Annotated in this window: 21 protein-coding genes; 13 read left to right on the top strand and 8 right to left on the bottom strand. The window is 58.1% G+C overall.

Annotation, left to right across the window (positions count from 1 at the left end; all coding sequences use genetic code 11):
• Window positions 1–658: 658 nt before the first annotated feature.
• The 4 genes from BO74_RS18835 to BO74_RS18820 form a co-directional block, all read right to left on the bottom strand.
• Window positions 659–1,210 (bottom strand): tyrosine-type recombinase/integrase, encoded by a 552-nt coding sequence (locus tag BO74_RS18835; protein ID WP_496444597.1) that lies wholly within the window; start codon window positions 1,208–1,210, stop codon window positions 659–661.
• Window positions 1,211–1,322: 112 nt separating this feature from the next.
• The gene (locus BO74_RS18830) at window positions 1,323–1,619 is read right to left on the bottom strand and encodes a hypothetical protein (protein WP_496444595.1); all 297 of its coding nucleotides are present in this window, start codon (window positions 1,617–1,619) and stop codon (window positions 1,323–1,325) included.
• 68 nt (window positions 1,620–1,687) lie between these two features.
• Window positions 1,688–2,056 (bottom strand): hypothetical protein, encoded by a 369-nt coding sequence (locus tag BO74_RS18825; RefSeq protein WP_496444593.1) that lies wholly within the window; start codon window positions 2,054–2,056, stop codon window positions 1,688–1,690.
• Between the two features lie 7 nt (window positions 2,057–2,063).
• A complete protein-coding gene (locus BO74_RS18820; protein WP_496444591.1) occupies window positions 2,064–3,092 on the bottom strand; it encodes a PRTRC system protein D in 1,029 nt (342 codons plus the stop codon).
• Between the two features lie 1,264 nt (window positions 3,093–4,356).
• Between BO74_RS18820 and BO74_RS18815 the strand changes: the two genes are divergently transcribed.
• The 4 genes from BO74_RS18815 to tnpC all read left to right on the top strand — a co-directional run bounded on the left by BO74_RS18815 (window position 4,357) and on the right by tnpC (window position 6,871).
• Window positions 4,357–4,578 carry a hypothetical protein gene (locus BO74_RS18815; RefSeq protein WP_496444589.1) on the top strand — a complete coding sequence of 74 codons (222 nt, stop codon included), beginning with the start codon at window positions 4,357–4,359 and terminating at the stop codon, window positions 4,576–4,578.
• Window positions 4,579–4,629: 51 nt separating this feature from the next.
• Window positions 4,630–4,995: an IS66-like element accessory protein TnpA gene (gene tnpA, locus BO74_RS18810; RefSeq protein WP_496444587.1), complete on the top strand. Its 366-nt coding sequence runs from the start codon at window positions 4,630–4,632 to the stop codon at window positions 4,993–4,995.
• Window positions 4,992–5,321: an IS66 family insertion sequence element accessory protein TnpB gene (gene tnpB / locus BO74_RS18805; RefSeq protein WP_496444585.1), complete on the top strand. Its 330-nt coding sequence runs from the start codon at window positions 4,992–4,994 to the stop codon at window positions 5,319–5,321. Before tnpA ends, tnpB begins: the two co-directional genes overlap by 4 nt.
• 62 nt (window positions 5,322–5,383) lie before the next feature.
• The gene (tnpC, locus tag BO74_RS18800; protein WP_496444583.1) at window positions 5,384–6,871 is read left to right on the top strand and encodes an IS66 family transposase; all 1,488 of its coding nucleotides are present in this window, start codon (window positions 5,384–5,386) and stop codon (window positions 6,869–6,871) included.
• A 351-nt stretch (window positions 6,872–7,222) separates the two neighbouring features.
• On the opposite strand, the gene BO74_RS18795 is transcribed toward tnpC, so the two are convergent.
• The 3 genes from BO74_RS18795 to BO74_RS18785 all read right to left on the bottom strand — a co-directional run bounded on the left by BO74_RS18795 (window position 7,223) and on the right by BO74_RS18785 (window position 8,853).
• Complete coding sequence (locus tag BO74_RS18795; protein WP_496444581.1) at window positions 7,223–7,621, bottom strand: type II toxin-antitoxin system PemK/MazF family toxin; 399 nt, start codon at window positions 7,619–7,621, stop codon at window positions 7,223–7,225.
• A 10-nt stretch (window positions 7,622–7,631) separates the two neighbouring features.
• A complete protein-coding gene (locus tag BO74_RS18790) occupies window positions 7,632–7,895 on the bottom strand; it encodes a hypothetical protein (RefSeq protein ID WP_496444579.1) in 264 nt (87 codons plus the stop codon).
• Between the two features lie 190 nt (window positions 7,896–8,085).
• Window positions 8,086–8,853, bottom strand: a complete 768-nt coding sequence (locus BO74_RS18785; protein ID WP_496444577.1) for an H-NS histone family protein — start codon at window positions 8,851–8,853, stop codon at window positions 8,086–8,088.
• Window positions 8,854–9,044: 191 nt separating this feature from the next.
• Here BO74_RS18785 and BO74_RS18780 point away from each other — a divergent pair, with 191 nt between their 5' ends.
• From BO74_RS18780 to BO74_RS18740, 9 genes are all read left to right on the top strand, one after another.
• Window positions 9,045–9,365 (top strand): hypothetical protein, encoded by a 321-nt coding sequence (locus BO74_RS18780; protein ID WP_496444575.1) that lies wholly within the window; start codon window positions 9,045–9,047, stop codon window positions 9,363–9,365.
• Between the two features lie 53 nt (window positions 9,366–9,418).
• The gene (locus BO74_RS18775; RefSeq protein ID WP_496444573.1) at window positions 9,419–10,135 is read left to right on the top strand and encodes a DUF4942 domain-containing protein; all 717 of its coding nucleotides are present in this window, start codon (window positions 9,419–9,421) and stop codon (window positions 10,133–10,135) included.
• 331 nt (window positions 10,136–10,466) lie between these two features.
• Entirely contained in the window at window positions 10,467–10,991 is a 525-nt protein-coding gene (locus BO74_RS18770) for an ATPase (RefSeq protein WP_496444571.1), read from the top strand.
• A gap of 1,082 nt (window positions 10,992–12,073) precedes the next feature.
• A complete protein-coding gene (locus tag BO74_RS18765) occupies window positions 12,074–12,409 on the top strand; it encodes a hypothetical protein (RefSeq protein ID WP_496444569.1) in 336 nt (111 codons plus the stop codon).
• On the top strand, window positions 12,409–12,696 hold the full coding sequence (locus tag BO74_RS18760) for a hypothetical protein (RefSeq protein WP_496444567.1): 288 nt from the start codon (window positions 12,409–12,411) through the stop codon (window positions 12,694–12,696). Before BO74_RS18765 ends, BO74_RS18760 begins: the two co-directional genes overlap by 1 nt.
• Window positions 12,697–12,757: 61 nt before the next feature.
• Complete coding sequence (locus BO74_RS18755) at window positions 12,758–13,681, top strand: DUF29 family protein (protein WP_496444565.1); 924 nt, start codon at window positions 12,758–12,760, stop codon at window positions 13,679–13,681.
• Window positions 13,682–14,016: 335 nt separating this feature from the next.
• Window positions 14,017–14,379, top strand: a complete 363-nt coding sequence (locus BO74_RS18750) for a hypothetical protein (RefSeq protein ID WP_496444563.1) — start codon at window positions 14,017–14,019, stop codon at window positions 14,377–14,379.
• A complete protein-coding gene (locus tag BO74_RS18745; protein ID WP_496444561.1) occupies window positions 14,372–16,378 on the top strand; it encodes an AAA family ATPase in 2,007 nt (668 codons plus the stop codon). The genes BO74_RS18750 and BO74_RS18745 overlap by 8 nt, the downstream gene beginning before the upstream one ends.
• A gap of 851 nt (window positions 16,379–17,229) precedes the next feature.
• Window positions 17,230–17,949 (top strand): hypothetical protein, encoded by a 720-nt coding sequence (locus tag BO74_RS18740; RefSeq protein ID WP_496444559.1) that lies wholly within the window; start codon window positions 17,230–17,232, stop codon window positions 17,947–17,949.
• A gap of 34 nt (window positions 17,950–17,983) precedes the next feature.
• Here the strand turns inward: BO74_RS18740 and BO74_RS18735 are convergent.
• Window positions 17,984–18,329 (bottom strand): ATP-dependent DNA helicase (locus BO74_RS18735; RefSeq protein ID WP_496444557.1); only part of this gene is annotated, 346 nt, incomplete at its 5' end.

Genomic DNA, 18,329 nt, shown 5'->3' with positions numbered 1-18,329 from the left:
GTCGCTGCGCGACTGCCCGAAATGCGGCCATGGCCACATGACTTGCATCGAAACCTTTCTACCCGGTTCTTTGCCACGGGGGCCGCCGCGCGATCATGGATGAACTCCAACGCATCGCCACTGAACGCTTCCGGCATTTCCTTGGGGAACGGAGGCCTTCCATTTGTCGGCGCGGACGCATTTCACCGCAATGCGCTCTGGTCGAGGCGGGTGCACCCCTCAAATGGTGCTTCGCATCGGCTCGACATCCGACACTCGGCCAGGAAATTCATCTCCGTGCTTCGACTGCATGCTTCTCGCCCGCGTCAGGGCAACGCCCCGACCCTGCCGTCTTGATTCAATCCCCATAGCGTCACCGCCTGCGCGGCGGTTCAGTCCAACAGGATTTTTAGCCTACCGGTCGCGGTGGTGGCGCTGCGCCTCTCACCGAACTCGGAACGCCGCGTCCGCCAGGCTAAAAACCCTCTGCATTATGTGAAGCTTTCCATAAGGCCGACGAACTTCCGTCGATCATGCGGCAGTTTTCGGAGTAGATCAGCACAAGGAATGTTTTCAACGGAGAGCCCGTGATTGGCAGGTCGTGGCCGGTTGCACGAATACAAGATGATGCCAGAAAGCGGCCGCACGGGTGATTAGCTCGCGCAGCCGCAATGCCTGGCTAGATTTCAGTCTGCTCAGAAATTTCCAGCGCGTCATCCACCTCTATGCCGAGGTAACGAACCGTGCTCTCCAGCTTGGAATGGCCAAGTAACAACTGAACGGCCCGAAGATTTTTTGTGCGCTTGTATATCAGGGTTGCCTTCGTGCGCCGCATCGAATGCGTTCCGTACGCCGATGAATCCAGCCCGGCAGATTCGGCCCAATGATGCACAATCCTCGCATATTGGCGTGTCGAGACGTGGGGCGACTTGGCCACTCTGCTCGGGAATAGGAACTGATCACCTCGCAGATGAGATTTTTCGAGCCAGGCCGACACCGCTGCCCTTGTTGGCTCTGTCAATTCAAACTGTACCGGCCGCTGCGTCTTTCTCTGGATTACCATGGCCCGCGGGAGGATCTGATTTCCATGTGTAACGTCTCGGACGCGCAGACTGACGAGATCGCATCCGCGAAGCTTACCTGTCATTTTTGTGTTTTCCCCCTTACTCTCATCTCTGGTCGAGCCATCTTCCTCCGTATCGTGCGTATTCCGGCCAATACCTTCCTGCAATTCTCTCTCAAGCTCGGCCAGTAGCTCTCATTCAAAATCCACCAGCCGTTCCGATTCGAGTTATGCGATTGATTCCTGGCGGAAATAGGCAAGAGATGCGCGAGGCGACATATCAGAGCTTGAGGTAGAAAAAGAGTCCGCAGCCCGCGACCAGGCCAAGTACTGCGGTGGTGATGAATTTTGCCGCCTGGACGGCGTGGGCGATCTGATTGCGACGGCGGAAGAAAAAGCGACTTACCACCACAAAATCTGCCGACGCGGAATCGCCGCGCCCGAGGTAGGGCGCGAGCGCCGAAAACATCGCATAGCAGGCCGCCCGCGGCGAGCGGCCTTCGAGGTGCGCTTTGACGCTGCGGGAATCGGAAGCCGCGAAATCCACCATGTAACAACGCGAGGTACGAACCTTCATTTCTTTCTCCTGAAAAGTGACTACACATTCGCTTTTATCAGGAACGTTCCCCAAAACAAGCCCCCAAATCACTGAAAAATCGCCGCAAGATCGTCGGCCTCGAATGCTGGTTCATTGCTTGTTGTTGCATGACGATTTTTCTCGGCGCCAGAAGGAGACTTTGCGATGGGTGTATTCGCGGGAACAGACACTGCCACACCCCTTGAATACTCCACGCTGTCGCGCGCCCCGGTAATCTCCCTTTCCCTCAAGAGACCAAGATACAAAAGCTGCCGAATACGATCTCCACGGGCATGAGCATCCTCAATGGCGGCTAGAAAAGAAAACAGCGGACCGCCATCATTCCGAATGCGAAGGGTGAGGTCGATGGCCTCAACCGGATTCGATCGAGATGCGGCCTTAGTCTCGCCGCCTTCCTTTTTCTGCTTCTGCCGCATACCTGTCTCAGCCTCGCTTCACTTGCGTGGCGAATTGCTGGCCAGCGCGTTGGAAGCCCCGCACATTGGCGAAGACCGGATCGTGCGCCGTGATGATCCTGTGCTTGGGAAACTTGTCGTCCAGAACATCTTTGAAGAACTCCGCGCCGCCACCGGCGAGGATGATGTTCGAGATGTCGATGCTCGATCCCACTTTGTTCACCAGCACGGAAACGAACTGCTCGGCTTTCGCTTTGCCGATCTTCTTGTGCTCGGAAATATCGAACTCCTTGCCGTAGAAATACGGATTGGACCCGGTACGAATTGCCTCTTCCAGAAGCGAGAGGTCACTGATCTGTTCGCCCAGTTCGCTGCCGATAGCATCGGCCATCGCTCGGAGTACCGCGGACATCCCGCCGTTGTGGGCACCAGAACGAGCGTTGATCATCTTCACACCATCAGCTACCAGCCAGTCGAGCGTGTAGTAGCCGATGTCGATCAGCAGATTCATCTGCGAGCGCATGCGCTCGTAGGTGCCGGCGTGAGTTGAGTAGTCGAAGAATGCGCCGATAGGCTGAGGAATCACACGACAGTTGGAAATGGTGACTTCGGTCGTCCCGGAAGACCCGTCATGTGCGCGAGATGGGATCTTGTGTGTACCAAGAACGCGAGCCGCGAGTTCCTTGTGGTACTTCTCGAACGTATTGACCGGTAGCCCGAGGACCAGGAGATCGATCGTCGGCTGGCCCATGTAATACAGGGCGCCACGAATCAGCGCCATGTGCGCGTTGCTCATGGAGTAATCGGGATCGAGAACCCGGCCATGTGTTGAATCCTGCGCCAGGCGAGCATCCTTCCCGACTTCATAATTAACGCCATCGACCTCGACCACGACGGTATTGCGGCGCTGCATGAGGCCCGAGGCCAGATCCGGGCCTGAACTCGCTTGCGGGGCGAGGGAAGGGAACATGCCGCACTGGATATCGCCCCCTGTGATAAGCGAAGAATATTTTGTATTGCCATAGCCAACGTCGATCGCGCGTACAACTGGGCTCATTTGGTTAATCCAATCAGTGGTTGAGAAACGGAGACCAAAGATACCGAACGGCGCGATTCCTCACCATGAACAAAAACGGTATGAATTGGGGGGGGAACACGCGCCACTCCCGATATATCGGGGAAGTTTCCCGGATGTTTTGCCAGTGCGGTTTCTAATGGCGCCGCCGACCGTTCTCCCCACCCCTTTATAGGCCACGACTTTGTGATGAAAGCAACGCGGTCCGGCAAGAAATGGAGGACGGGGTTTGAATAAAAGACCTGACGGGAGAGGGGAAAAATATCCGAAAACTAGCAGTTAGCGGAAAACGGACGGATAGAGAGGACACCCGAAACGCCCATTTGATGAGGGATGGCCTTAAGAATCGGATAATGAATCTGTAGGGAATGGAAAATCCGCGTCATAAACCCGCTTGACACGAGAATCTGTACCGGAATAGGATTTGCGTTGCAAAAGGGTCGTGACCCCCACGGGATGAGCTGGAGTCCGCAACAGGTCTAGCATTGAGAACACCGCAACTGCGGGGCCAGATACAGTTTCTGGCAAGGAATAGGAAGGACCCCTCGCGTAGAGGGATGAGATAAGTGGCCGCCACGTTGGCCAACCTTTGATTTATCGGCGCTCGCCGACCCCTGAGAAGCCATTCGTAGCTGTAGAGCCGTTTTGGTGTGACGAAGGGGGAACGCGTGTAGGGCAACCTGCACCGCATCTGCATACAGCAATCCAATAAACCAAGCAGAACGATGGTTCCTTGCGGCACATGAGTGTGCTGATCTTGGGACGCCGCGCCCTCGCAACAGCCTAGTAGCTGTTGGTCGGACGGAACAGTTCGCTCTTTGCCCCGTGGTCGCAGCGGGGATGGCCATTGAGAGCTTGGTTAAAACGAATTACCCCGTTGCCGGATCGGAACCGGCATGACCTCTGGCGATCGCCTCTCACAACCGAGAGCCGAGTCGGCAGAACCTCCCAGGGAGGTGTTGAGATCGGAGGGAAACCGAAGGTCTAGCAGGTCCGCACGATACTTACGAACTAGCGTCGCCAATGTGGCTGGGAGAGCCGTTGAAATCGGGAGCAGACCCGGTTGAGAGAAGAAACCCACAGCAGCAGCAGGGAAGCAGGATAGGAAGTGGAAGCAGTGGAACTAGAGGAGAAGGGTGTGGAAGAACAGGAACAGAACGCGACAGGACGTGGCGGTCGGGTGCAGAGCTAGCCCCACCTCGCGCAACGCCTCCATTTGCAGTCTCAGGTACGCGACGTGCCAGGCTTGGCCAATATCACCTCCACTGCTAGCTTGGAGCGGCCCGAAATCGTCGTGCGCCCCGACGCACAATTGGCAGCGGAACAAGGCGTCGCCACATCCGCAATCGGTGAAACAGTTCGCATTGCCACGAACGGCGACTTCGACACTCAGATGGCCAAACTCAATTTCGATAACCGGCAGGTGAACATCCAGGGTAAGCCCCCGGCGAAGTCATCTATGAATTGAGGTTTTAGACCGTGAAGATGGTGTCCGCTAAAAACATGGTGGACACGATCGATGGAGATAGAGAAGCTGACACGGCGCCGGCGACATCACCCGGAAGAGTTCAAGCAGGCGGTCATTGCGGCCTGTTGCGAACCGGGGGCTTCGGTTGCTGGAATCGCGATGGTCAACGGCGTCAATGCCAATCAGGTCCGTCGCTGGATGCGTGAGCGCGGTATTGCAGCGCCAACGCAGCGCAAGGCGAGTTCGCCTGCGGTCGAAATGGCCCCGACTTTCATTCCTGTCCCGCTTGCGCCGGCAACGCCGGAGTCGCCGGCGATCCGAATCGAAATTCGTCGAGGGAATGCTGCGGTCAAGATCGACTGGCCGACGGGCGCGGCGGGGGCCTGTGCCACCTGGCTCGGTGACTGGCTGCGATGATCCGGGTCGAGGCCTTATGGCTGTCAGTCGAACCGCTCGACATGCGCGCTGGCACGGAAACGATTCTGGCGCGGGTAGTTCAGGTGTTTGGTGCGGCGCAGCCGCACCATGGTTACCTGTTCACCAATCGACGCGGCACCCGGATGAAAGTCCTGATCCATGACGGACACGGCATCTGGCTGGCCCACCGTCGTCTGAATCAGGGACGTTTCCACTGGCGGATCGGGATGGGGAGCATGGAACTGAGTCGGCCGCAATTCGATGCGCTGATTCTGGGGTTGCCTTGGGAGCACTTGGGTGATGGCGGCGTGATCCGAATTCTTTGAACTTATGCCATTGTGGAAGTCCACCGTAGCGGACTGTGCCACAGTCGGGCATGATTCAAGGCATGCCGCTTCCCGCCGATCTCGACCGACTCAACGCTGACGAACTGCGTTGCCTGCTGGTCGAGAGTCAGGCCAGGATCGATAAGCTCACCTATGAGTTGGCGTACTACAAACGTCGGCGCTACGGCGTGAAGGCGGAACACCTATCGACCGAGCAGGCGCAGCTGTTCGAAGAGACGACCGCCGCCGATCTGGCCGCGATCGGTAAGGAACTCGAACAATTGTCGCCTTCTTCCCCCGCCAAGGAGAAAGGCCAAGCCAAGCGCCAGCCGTTACCGGCGGAACTGCCGCGCACCGAGATTCAGCACGAACCGGAAACGACGACCTGTGCCTGTGGCTGTCAGATGAAACGTATTGGCGAGGATGTGGCCGAGAAGCTCGACTACACCCCAGGGACTTTTACGGTGGAATGGCACATTCGGGGCAAGTGGGTCTGTGCGAAATGCGCGATGCTGGTGCAGGCGCCGGTTCCGGCGCATGTGATCGACAAGGGGATTCCGACCACCGGGCTGCTCGCCCAGGTGCTCATTGCCAAATCCCTGGACCACCTGCCGCTGTATCGCCAGGAAAGTATCTTCGGCCGGGCCGGTTTGGCGATTCCCCAGTCGACACTGGCTCAGTGGGTCGGCCAGATGGGCGTGGTCCTGCAACCGCTGGTCGATGCCCTGAAAGACGTGATGCTCGCGCATCCAGTTCTGCATGCGGATGAAACACCGGTGGCGATGCTCGATCCTGGCGCCGGCAAGACGCATCGGGCGTATTTATGGTCGTACAGTATCGGCGCCTTCGAGCCGATGAAGGCGGTTGTCTATGACTTCGCCGAAAGTCGGGCCGGCAAACACGCCCAGGCCTTTCTCGGCGATTGGCGGGGTACGCTCGTCTGCGACGATTACTCGGGCTACAAGGCGCTGATTGCCGAGGGCGTCACCGAAGCCGGCTGCATGGCCCATGCGCGGCGGAAATTCTTTGATCTGCACACCAGCCATCAGAGTGAGATCGCCGGCGAGGCGCTCGCGTATTTCCAGAAGCTCTATGCCGTTGAGCGCGAGCTGGTCACACTCGCGCATGATGATCGGCGACGATTACGCCAGGAGCAGGCCAAACCGGTTCTCGATGAATTCGAAATCTGGCTAAAAAGGCGACGGCAACAGGTGCCCAACGGTTCGGCAACAGCCAAAGCCATCGACTACAGCCTGCGGCTCTGGGCCGCGCTCATCCATTATCTTGACGATGGGCAGGTGCCGATCGACAACAACTGGATCGAGAACCGCATTCGCCCGATTGCGACCGGGCGGAAGAACTGGCTTTTTGCCGGCAGCCTGCGTGCCGGCCAGCGCGCCGCCACGATCATGAGCCTGATCCAGTCGGCGAAACTCAACGACCATGATCCCTTCGTCTATCTGAAGGATGTCCTCGCGCGTCTGCCAACCCAGCTGTTCAGCAAAATCGTCGAACTTCTTCCGCATCGCTGGCAGAACCAACCCGCCTGACATTCCCATCAAGATGGGTTTGCCGGGCGCTTACCATCCAGGTGCGTATACCGGACTCATCTCGGCAGGACATGGAGACGGTGTCCAACCTACGGGTTCACGGTCGTAATGGTCTGATTCCTTTGTCGAGCGTTGCAAGCCTGGCGGTGGAAAGTGGCCCCAGCCAGATTGATCGCTATGACCGGCGCAGGTACGTCAACGTCACGGCTGATCTTGGCGGCATGCCGCTGGGCCAGGCTCTGGCCATGGCGAAGGCTTTGCCGGCACTCCAGAACACACCGAAGAGGAAGTGGGCTTGAGTTCCTGCAGTTTACATTCCGAGGGATGCGCCGCTGAGCGGCTTTTTCACATCTAGTGAATGGCTTTTGCTGCCGCCTCAAGCGCTCGCATCATGCCTACGTGCAAACTACCGAGTTTCGGAGTTTGCCCATGAGCAGGATTTGGTGGCACCGCAAAAAAACTGTCATTCCACGGCAATTCGACCTTGTTGCGCAAGTCGAACTTCGTGTCATAAGACAGCCCCGCTATTTCATAGGCGGTTTTGTGCTCCCCTTTGCGTATCGCAAATTCGCCCGCAAATAGTTTGCTAACGTTTTGCGAAGTTCCGTACGCAACAGTTACCGTTGTTCCATCCTCATACTCAGTGATGGCTAGGACGAGGGCCGGACGCGGTTTAGGACCAGGAGCATCTCGCGGCCTTTGGGGGAACCAGCACCAGACAATATCCCCTGGGTCAGGCAATTCCCACATGAGCCCCCCTTTACAGAAGGGTTCGTTTGTTAAGCACCTTCCCCTTTGGCAGCATGGGCTGCGCGGCCTTACAAGTACGATTGATGTCTGCCGTTGTCAGCGGCCCATCATCCATCTCGTAAGAGGGAAGGATTTCCTTTGCGAAACGCGAGATGGCCAGATGCACCACCATCGTTTCGCTTACGTCCATTTCGTCGGCCAGCGCCTTCAGGGTTTCTCGCGTCACCCCGAATGGCGAATCCTTGGATTTGAATTTGAGAAGTAAGTTGCTCATGATGCTCTCCTGACACCGTATATACTCAGTATATACTTTTCTGGCAGAGGCGCAACAGGTCATGCGTTGCATGTTTGCTCCTTGTGAAAACGCGGAGCCATAACGTGGCTTGTGGCTAGGCGCACAAACAAGAGGCCCATCACATGGATGGGCTTCCTCTTCTGTGCTTCCGCGCTTTTGCGCCGAACCGTTATTCAGCAGTTGCCCCCGTCTCGGCAATCGGGGCGACCTCAACGGCGACCGGCGTCGTGACCGGAATTTCCACACTCTCGCTTTTGACCTCTGGAGCAGGACTCGCCGGGGGAGCAGCAGGTCGCTTGGCAGCAGGCGCTTTCTTGACGGGCGCCGCCTTGGGTTTCGCCACGGCAACTTTCTTGGCCGCCGGCTTGGTTTTGGCCGTGACAGCGGCTTTGGGGGCAGGAGTGGGTTTGGCCTTCGGCGCGGCGACCGCCTTCTTGGCTACCGGCTTGTTTGCCGACGTCGGCGCCGCAGCGGGTGTCGTCGAGGCGACTGGCTTTTTGGACGGTGCTGCCACGACTTTTGCTGCCTTCTGATCGGCGGCTTTCTTTTCTACCGCCTTGACCGCCTTCGGCGCAACTGCCGGTTTTTCCTTGCCAATCAGAAAGTCGTCACGCTTGCCCTTTTTGATCCACTCCGGCGGCTTGCCCCAACCGTTCCATGTCTTTTTGCTGACAGGATCCATGTATTTGGGCGTGAGCTTCTCGGATTTCTTGGCGGCGGGTTTCTTGGCTGGCGCGGCCTTCGACGCTTCTGCGGGAACCGCCGTGGGAGAGCCGCTGGCGGCGACAGTCTCAAACAAATCCGAAGGAGTGAGAGCGTACTTCTCTATTTGCGCCTTGATCCCCGCGATGACCTTGGCTGCTTCGGCCTTCCGCAGGACTTCGGCTTTCTTTTGAAGCTCAGCGATCTGTCGCTGGACACTCTGGTAAGTCGCCATAAAACCCTTTCAGAAAAGGTAAGTAGAGGGGCGGATTATACGACTCCAAAAAATCTGATATGCAAAAGAAGTTCGGCCGATTTGAAGAGCAGTCCATGCATGCGAGCGAGTTATGCCTCAAACCACGGTATTACAATGGGTCATATTTCGACCGCCCGAGAAGACCAAGTTCCGGAAAGCAAATCACAAAGATGGCAGACTCCAGCAGTGTAAGCCACGAGATCCGCATCCCGATCCCACCGGGCGGAACCGACCTGACGCCGTATTTTTACGAAATCAGCAATGGCGACTTCAAGGACGCTCTCGATCTTGATGTCATTGCGAGAAGCGATGGCGCCACCCCCGACGAGATTGAAATTAACGAGGTGACGGTCGACGCGGACGTGGTAGAGGTGAAACACACCATTTCCTTCTCTGCCTATCTCGGCTGCAGCGATCGGAACTGGGCAGATGTCGAGTCAAGTCGCGTATGCGGCATGAAGCGGGGGGATGAGCTAGGAAGCGGGTCATGAACGCCTCATTATTTCCATCGCTTATATCGATGCCCGCCCAAAGCTGACGATGAGTGAAGAAGATCAAGACCTCGCGATTCATCATTCCGCGGATTCGGTCGTATTCCACCTCGCTCGACTGGGATGCGATGCAGATGATTCGGGATATCGACCGTGTTTTTGCAATGCTCGACGGCAAAGCGGAACCGGAAGTCAGTCTCGAGAGCGTGCTTGATCGCAACCTGCAGGAGTTGAAGCGAGAGGCGCGGCTGAGTGGCTCGTATTTTGATGTCAGGTTCTACCCAGGGGTAGGCACGATTCATTTCTTTCCCAGCAAGGAAAAAAATCTCGTCGACCGACTGAATCGACTGGTAGGGAAACATCGCCAATGGATTCCGAAGCAAGATGATGAGGTCACCAAGAACTTCTGGCAGGCGTACGACAAGTCCGAAAAACTGGATGCGGAACTACGCAAGGGCTTTTGCCAAAGCCAACCCGCACCATTGGGGCAGCAGTCCGTTCTCCGGATTGTTTTGCAGAGACGAAGAAGACAACACACGGGCAGCAGCAAGCATCGTGAATGTCATCGACGAGGTTTTGGAAGCCAACGGCATCTCGCCGCACTTTCAGGCCATCGAGCAGAAACGACCGGAGCAACTCTTGCTTGCCGCATGAGTGATTCGGTTACAACACGACGGGGCAACTCGTCGTGTTGTTCTGCTTCGATCTCGAACGAGAGTCCTGCCCCGAGCAACCATATTCAGGAGAGGATTTTCTACGCGCAAGCGTGAAACGGTAGCTGGACTCACCGGGCATTCCGCCTAAACCAGCATTTCAATCCCTTGCGGGCCATCCCGCCAAGGATGCTCCGCGAACTTCTCAAGGAGCACCTTATGTTGACACGTTCTTTAGGGGCGCTTAGTGTTAAAAGTATGAAAAAGCAAGTTTCGAACCTTCCACTGGACGCGGTCTTGCGTGCTGGAAAGCTCGCGGGACAAGACGCAGCTCGAAACGCCGTAAGCGCCGGACGAGTTGTAGCAGGTTGGAAGGATGGGCGGCTTGTCGAATACGGGCCTAGCGCTCTTCCTCTTTCGCAGAAGCAACGCGAAGAGGGAGCGTCAAATGTCGTCGGCGCGTAAAAGTCCTTCTGTTCTAACCTTGGTTGCCGGGCCGAATGGCTCAGGCAAATCGACGATCGTTACCGGACTCGCCCAGATTAGCAGTCTTGGGGTTCTGGTGAATGCCGACCAGATTGCTGAGACCTTTGCCAGGCGCAAGGGTGAAGCACGCCCAAGCCGTGACACGCAATGGGAAGCTGCGTACGCAGCCGAAGATATGCGCTGGGCGCTGGTGTCGCAGCGGATTTCCTTCGTTGCTGAAACAGTCATGTCGGATCGTGACAGATGGGTCCGTTTCATCGCGGAAGCGAAGGAGCAGGGCTATCGCGTCGTGCTCTATTTCGTGACCACCGAAGATCCGTCAATCAACATCCGCCGTGTCGCCGAGCGAGTTTTGGCAGGAGGGCACGCGGTTGATCCGGAAAAAATTGCCAGTCGATATCGCAAGGTGATGGAAGAGGATCGCGACAGTCTCGAGCTGTTGGTTACGAAGCTCCACCAGAAAATCGGCAAAATTCGCCACGACTAAACGGCATGCGTTGTCGCGGAGGTTTTGCGGATCGCAGACGTTGACTTGGCGCGTTACGGTGCCGCATCCGTCCCCTGCAGCACTTCCTGCTCGCGTATTAGGCCGAGAAACACCAATTGCTTGATGCGGTCGGCCCGCCCGCGGGCATTCGCTGCCAACCAGTTCGGCGTTTTTTACTCGCGGAACTTAACGACGAATTCGCGAAAAATACCCCCTTGAAGCCGAAAAGCTTTCCTGTAAAACAGGGGCTATGAAAAACGAACACACCAAAATCTACTGGTCATCGCACGAATCCCCCGACGTGCTCGAATCGGCTTTCCACAAGCACGTCTGCCGAATGGCCAAGGCCGGCTTCCACGTTGACATCGACGACTGCGGAAGCGAACGACTGTTTTCCTCTCCGGAATTTGGCACATTTCGCTGGGACAGAACAACGCATTGTTTCGGATCGATCCCTTTAGTGACAAAGCGAACACTTGGCCTCCTACTCATTCTGGGACTGTACGGTGACGAAGCACTCCAGATGCGTATCGCCTACGCCGACGGAGTAACGCTCGCCACTGATCAACGTCGTGAGCTCCTTCAGAAGCAGACCGGGGAGCAATGTTCCCCGATACTGAGGGTGCTTTGTGGCGTGGGGTTACTGAACGGGAGCCATCCGCTGAACAAAACGAAACCCCGCTGTGTCGTCCCCTTTTAACGCAGTCGCCGTGAAAACCCGCCGTATGCTGATTGAACGGCGCAAGCGGCCAGAACAGGCTACTTCCTGCCATCCGCATTCCTATTTCATTTCGCCGAATCTATTACGGCGGATCCGTTTGAAACATTTCCACCGCTCCTACCGACAGACCTCCCAATAGCCCCCGAGCCCATATCATGAACCGACCCTCTTTCATTCAACGCTGCCGAACCGAATGGCGGCGGCTCAATCCGAAATACCTTCCCGAAACAAAGGGGCTCCTCGCCACGTTCAAAGCCGCGTTCCAGGAGGGATGGAGGGGGTGTTTCACCCCCGGTACGCTCGGTGTGATGGCTGGTTGCCCAGAACTGGCGTCGTGGGCGAAAAAGCGGAGCGGACGCCCATGAAGCCCCATCGCTGCCCTCCCACCCGGACCACGGTCCGCCTGAAACCCGGACGGCTTCTCCGACTGCCTCCCCGCTTCCTCAAATACGCGGGTTGGCGAACTGGAGACGTTCTGCTCGTACAAATCGAAAACGCCCATCTTGTCTGGACGCGGCTGCCGGATGAACGGACCTGGCGGATCGATCGTCTGCGCCGGCGCACCGGATCCATGGCGGACGCCGATGCCGTCTGCCGAAGGATTCGAACCTTCGGTGATTACCTTGCCCTGAGGCGCGAACGAACTGGGAAAACGAGTTTCTTTGAGCGGCTACGCGACTATTCCAAGGAGAATTGATGGATCGCGATACACGACGTGTCCTGATGGGCCTGATTCTGATGTTGACGGCATGCTTGGTTGCGATTGTGGTCATCCGGGTGGATGTGCCGCCCCGGAAACCACGTCTCCTGGTTCTCGATGCGCCCGGTTGCGCGGGGGCGCGACGGCTCGGCTTGACCCCCTCACCGATTGAGCACGGCATCTGTGAATTGGAGGTGGAGGCAGCACTGACTTTCCGATGGGTCACGATCGGAAAGGTAGACATTCGCGCCGAGCACCTCATCGCCGTGCGCGATGCGAAGTAACCCAATCCGGACCGGCCAGACACTAGACCCTTGAACAGAAACAACGCCTGAAGGAACACTTATGGAAATCACTTACGACAGCACCGAGGATGTACTCTGCGTCCGGTTCTCCGACGCGCCAGCCGCCAAAGACATCTCCTACGACGGGAATGTCAGCGTCGGTTACGATGCCGACGGCCAACTTGCCGGCATGACGATCCTCGATTTGTCCAGCGTCCTTCCCCGGAACACCGAAAAGGACGAGACAACGCTGGTTCTGAACGAACGAGAATCACGCCGACTGCTTGAGCTGATGGAATCGCCTCCACCGCGATCGGAACACTTTCTGGCGGCAATCGCGCGGTACCGTGAATGGCTACGTGACAACGGGCCGTCCGTCGGTGTCGACACCTGCGCCTGGATGGCCCATCAGGCGTACTTATTGCGGAGTGGAGCGCTTAACGAAGCGCAAAGAGACATTCTGGCCACTTTCTTTGAGGAGCTGGTCGCGACAAAGCGTCAGGAGATCGAAGCACTGCTGCGCCGACTGCTCGTGGATCGGTGGCTCCTTGATCTTCGGACGACCGACGCGGGCGTGGTACCGCGAATGGAAGCATTCCAGGCACGATTTCGTGAGGCACTGCAGGCCTATCCATCGCTTAGAGAACACGTTACGGCCCGTCTTGAGGCCGTCTGGCGCGAAGCCAGAACGGCACTCAAGCATTCACCGTCGATCGGTGAACACGATGCTCAGGAACCGCCCGAGACGTGCCCCTACACCCTTGAGAACGTGTTGGCCGAAGCGATCCCGCAAGGAGGCAAGGAACCCCCTGACAGCGAATCCCTTTTAGACAAAGTGTCTACGTGCATTTCGCATAACACCCCCGTCGGTGGCAACATCTTCCTCGATCTCGGTTTTCCGCCCGACGAAGCGGAGCGGTTAAAGAACGAATCCGATCAGCGCATCGCCACCGCAAGGGCAAAGCGCGGTTACGGAGACAACTGAGTGAGATTTCGACGGCTTACAGCCCTCGCTGCGTTTATTGCCTGGCTCCGTCACATTGACACGTGATGGGAATAGCCTGCTGTTCGAACAACCCGTGGCCGACGTTTGTACCATCAAGACGACAGCGCAGGCAGCGCCTTCTGGCGGCGACTCACTCCGTATCCGCCCGATCGATGGATTCACAAGACGTACGTGATTGATGGAGGGGACCACCGTAGGCCGCGGTCGACACCTTGCCACGGCGAGCCCGCTGCGCATGGCCCGCCATCACAGCACGCACCCCCCCTTGTCGCCGACACCGCCCGCGGTAGCCTGACGGTCATCGGAGAAAACACATGCCCCCTCAACTGATACGAATTGCCACCTTTCTGACCTGGGTCACCTGCGGCGCCGTGGCCGCGACGGTGTTCTCACTCAACCTCCAGAAATACGCCGACCCCGACCGGGTGCTAACGGCCGACGATCTCGCCGCCGTATGCCAGTCCATCCCCGGCTGCAAGCGGATCGCGGCCACCCGGGCTTTTCGGCCGGAAAGCCGGCATGCCACGGTGAAGATCGCGATCGTCGCAGACAAGCGCACCCACCTCCTGGATGTTCGGGACAAGGTGATGGCGAGCCTCGATCACCAGTGGCACGAGAAAGCGGGGCGGTTCGCTCCCGACTGGCACGCACGGTTCGTGGAGGTGCGTCATGACTGAACTCGCACGGAAAATGGCAGGCACGCTGCTCGCGTTCCTCGACCTCACGGCGATTCTCTGCCAGGTCGCGGCACCGGTCTTGCTCGGGACATCGCTTCTTGGCTCCGCTGCTCCCACCGCTTACGACTTCAACAGGTTTGCCGAGAGTTATCTGATGTGGTGGTGGGCTTTGTCCTGGCTGGTCCTCCTGACAGCGGCCAACGAGCTCTCGGTAACTTTCTGTCGGAACACGCTACACGTCAACCGGGACCTGCGCTGGACGTGGCATGGGGCCTGCATGGCGCAGGTGGTGCTGATGTACTGGCGGGTCCATGGACAAGCAGCGTTTTTCAGGGAACTGGGGGTACTTGGCGCGGCGACGTCCGTTCTCCTGTTGTGTTCATTCCTCCGGCCGCGTGCACCGCGCCCGGCGTTGGCAAAAGCCTGCGTGCAGGACGCGCCGCGAGCTGCGGCTCTGCCTGCCGGCGACGACGCGCTTCGCTATCGCGCCGTTCGGCCGCGGTTTTCCTTCGCCGATGTGGTGGGGATGTGCGACACCAAAACACGCCTCGTCGAGGCGGGCAGGGCGATCGTTCAGCGGCGGACGCAGGGTCAAGCGCCGCGCAATGGCGTGTTGTTGAGCGGCAAGCCGGGCAACGGCAAAACATTCCTGGCCGAGGCCTTGGCGGGCGAACTTCAGCTGCCGTTCCTGAGCATCTCCTATGGCGACCTGGCCTCCAGCTACATCAACAACACGACGGAGCATGTCACCCAGGTCTTCCGCGATGCCGCCCGGCAGGCCCCGTGTGTGCTGTTGATTGACGAGGTCGACAGCCTGTTGATGGAGCGCAATACACGGAGCAGCTATGAAGAATCGGCAAAAACCGCCAACGCGATGCTGACCGAGTTGGTCAACATCCGCGCAACCGGGGTGGTCGTCGTCGCGGCGACGAATTTCATCGACCGGCTGGATGCAGCCGCGGTGCGTGAAGGGCGTTTCGATTTCAAGATCGAAATTCCCGCGCCGGATGCCGAGGCGCGCCGCCACCTGATTCAACGAAAATGCGTTTCCCCGATCAGCCCCGACACGGTGGAGACGGCTGTGCGGCGCTGGGAGGGGTTTTCGGTGGCGCGGATTGCGGCGGTGATGGAGGAAGCGTCCCGCACGGCCCGGGGGAAGACAATCACATTCGATATTCTCAAGCGCGCCCTGCGAACCGTCCAGGGTCGGCAAGGATCGCTCCCCGAGGACACACCGACTCTCGCGCAACTGGTGCTCAGCGAGGCGATGGCGTCCCGGCTGAGGTCGCTGGCGCAGCGGATGGACCGGATCGTGGAAGTGGAGGCGATGGGCGGCTCGGTCCCGCGCGGATTGTTGTTCTTCGGACCGCCGGGAACGGGGAAAACCGTGACCGCGCGGGCGCTCGCCAAAACCGCCCACTGGGCCTTCCTTTCGGTGAGTGGACTGGATCTGATGACGTATCCTGCGCGCATCGATGCCTTGGTGGCGGAGGCGGGCGATTTGCGCCCGTGCATCGTCTTCATCGACGAAGCCGACGATGTTTTACGTGACCGGCGATACAGTGGTGCCTCCGCGAGCATTACCAACAAGCTGCTCGCCGCGATCGACGGCGCCAATGGCCGGGCACCGGATGTCCTTTATATCGCCGCAACCAACCATCCTGACGCGATGGACCCGGCCGCTTTGCGAGGGGGACGGTTCACCGAAAAAATCGCGTTCGGCTTGCCCGATGAAGCGACCGTCACCCGTTTCCTGAGGCAGTGGACGACCGACTCGAAGGCGAGGCTGGCCCGGGACTTCTCGCTGAAATCGGCCGCCAGAAAACTGGCGGGCCAGCCTCTCGCCAACGTGAAGGAGATCCTCCAGATGGCCGTCAACCTCGCCATCGGCCGGTCCGATCTCACGGCAGGCTCCGCACCGGTCACGTCGCGCGACCTCGACCAGGCGATTGTGGCCGTCCTGGGCGCCGCGGACGACGTCCTTGCCCGGGACTATTGATCCGGCCCGGATAACTATTCATGCGAAATAGCGTACCTTGGCGTCTTGGAAGAATCAGCTCCCCTGAATCACGTACCCGCCGCGCGCTGAGAAAGAGGGGGCTACGTCGTTTCGAGCGCCTGACGGCCTTTTTCCGTTGGGCGACCCCGATCATCGATCAGTCCTGCTTTACGGAACAGGGCTTTTAGCGCTTCGAATCTCGGGACGCCCCGAAGTCGTTTTAGCTTCTTGATTTTCCTGTCTTTCATACGATCCTCGCTTGCAAGTAACCCAGGCCCTTGTGTGCGTTCCGTCAACCTGCCGCGTTGCCGCTGGCCCTGCTGCTGTCGATCAGCTCACGCACCTCAATAGCGGGTCGCACACCCCGCACAGGGTGTGTTCTCTCTAGCCGATCAGACGCCAAATCCTAAAAACAAGCCCCGGTCTACTCGGAAGTGCGATTGAAATTACGCAAGTCAGGTGCCTTTGGTGACTTGCGACACACGCACCGCAGCCACGTGAAGAAAGTCTCATTGACGCGGCACCTCTCGGACACCTTCGCGCCTTCAAAGGCGGTCAGGTGACCAACGGTGATCGGACCGCGTGCAATCCGCTCCTTTGTCTTGTGAAGCTCTTTTTCCAGCCTCTCGTTAACAAATCGTGACATGAGTTATTTTTCTCTTAAGACACCACCGTTTTTATCACAACACCGCAACGCCACAAGGGGGTATTTGCGTTGCTGCGCAACCAAATCACGTGGATGGTGATCGTCACGCAACGGGTCAATTTGACACCATGGACGTATTTTCTACGGACGGCTGAACAAAACCCCCCTGGCCGAAAGCTGCCTCGTCTGTAGTATGGGTAGCACTATGACGACACGACTCACTCTGCACACAAAGGCCACCGCCCTCCCTAACCTGTTCGAGACGTACTGGACGACCGGACGCAAACAGGGAGTGATCGACGTATCAATTTCCGCTAAGGAAACCCAGGACACAGCGGTCATCGCGGAGTTGTCCGCTATGCATTTTCTGCTCAGCCACAAGGAAGTCTGCGGCAGCGACCGTGCGGGTAACGGGATGGACATCAACGTCACCTTCGGCGCCATCCGAAAAGTGGCCCAGAACACCTCGAACAAGAAGCATTTGTTTGTCCACGGTCGCTTCCTGCTGGCACGTTACGCCGACGCAAAAATCGCCGTTTCCAAGGATAATGATTGGATCCGTCCGGAACGCGCCGCGAATCGCCGCGAACGATTGGTGGTCGACGAGCCGATTCCCGAAGTCATTCAGATCACGGGTATTGGCAACGTTGAGCTTTCCTTCCACATCATCGAGCGCATGATGGAACGCGCGAACTACACGAGCTTCAGTGCCGCGTGGCGGCATCTCTGTCAGATGCTCGGCGGAAGCCATGTCGCGGAAGTCGCATTGCCGGACGCTATCTCCCAACAAAAAGCATCTAAATACGGCGCCGTCGGCAGGCACCTGCGCGTGGCTTCGGAGGCATGGCGCTTCGTTCTGACCAAGGACTGCCGCAGAGCCGGACACGGACTCCCCGTGCTTGTCACCGCCTATGTGCGAACATGATGTAACGTGGGCCACCATCCGTCATTTGGCCAGGTTAGCGTAGCCTTTCCTGTAACTTTGACCATCGCCTCTCCACCTGTTTTCCCTTGACGGCCATAGCAAGAGCCCTTTTCTGCCCAACCAGCACGACAAGCCGCTTGCCACGGGTGATCCCCGTATAAATCAGATTGCGCTTGAGCATCATGTAGTGCTGCATTGAGATCGGAATGACCACGACAGGGTATTCCGATCCTTGGGATTTGTGGATTGTCGTGGCGTAACAAAGCACCAGTTCGTCAAGTTCGCCGAACGGGTACGAAACCCCCCGGCCGTCGAAGTCCACGCCAAGCTCTTCTCCCTCCCGGTCGATGGCCGCGATAAACCCGATGTCCCCGTTATAG

It is taken from the genome of Propionivibrio pelophilus DSM 12018 (genome assembly GCF_059569095.1).
Note: the sequence above shows the minus strand (reverse complement) of the source record. Positions and strands in the feature narration are given on the sequence as shown.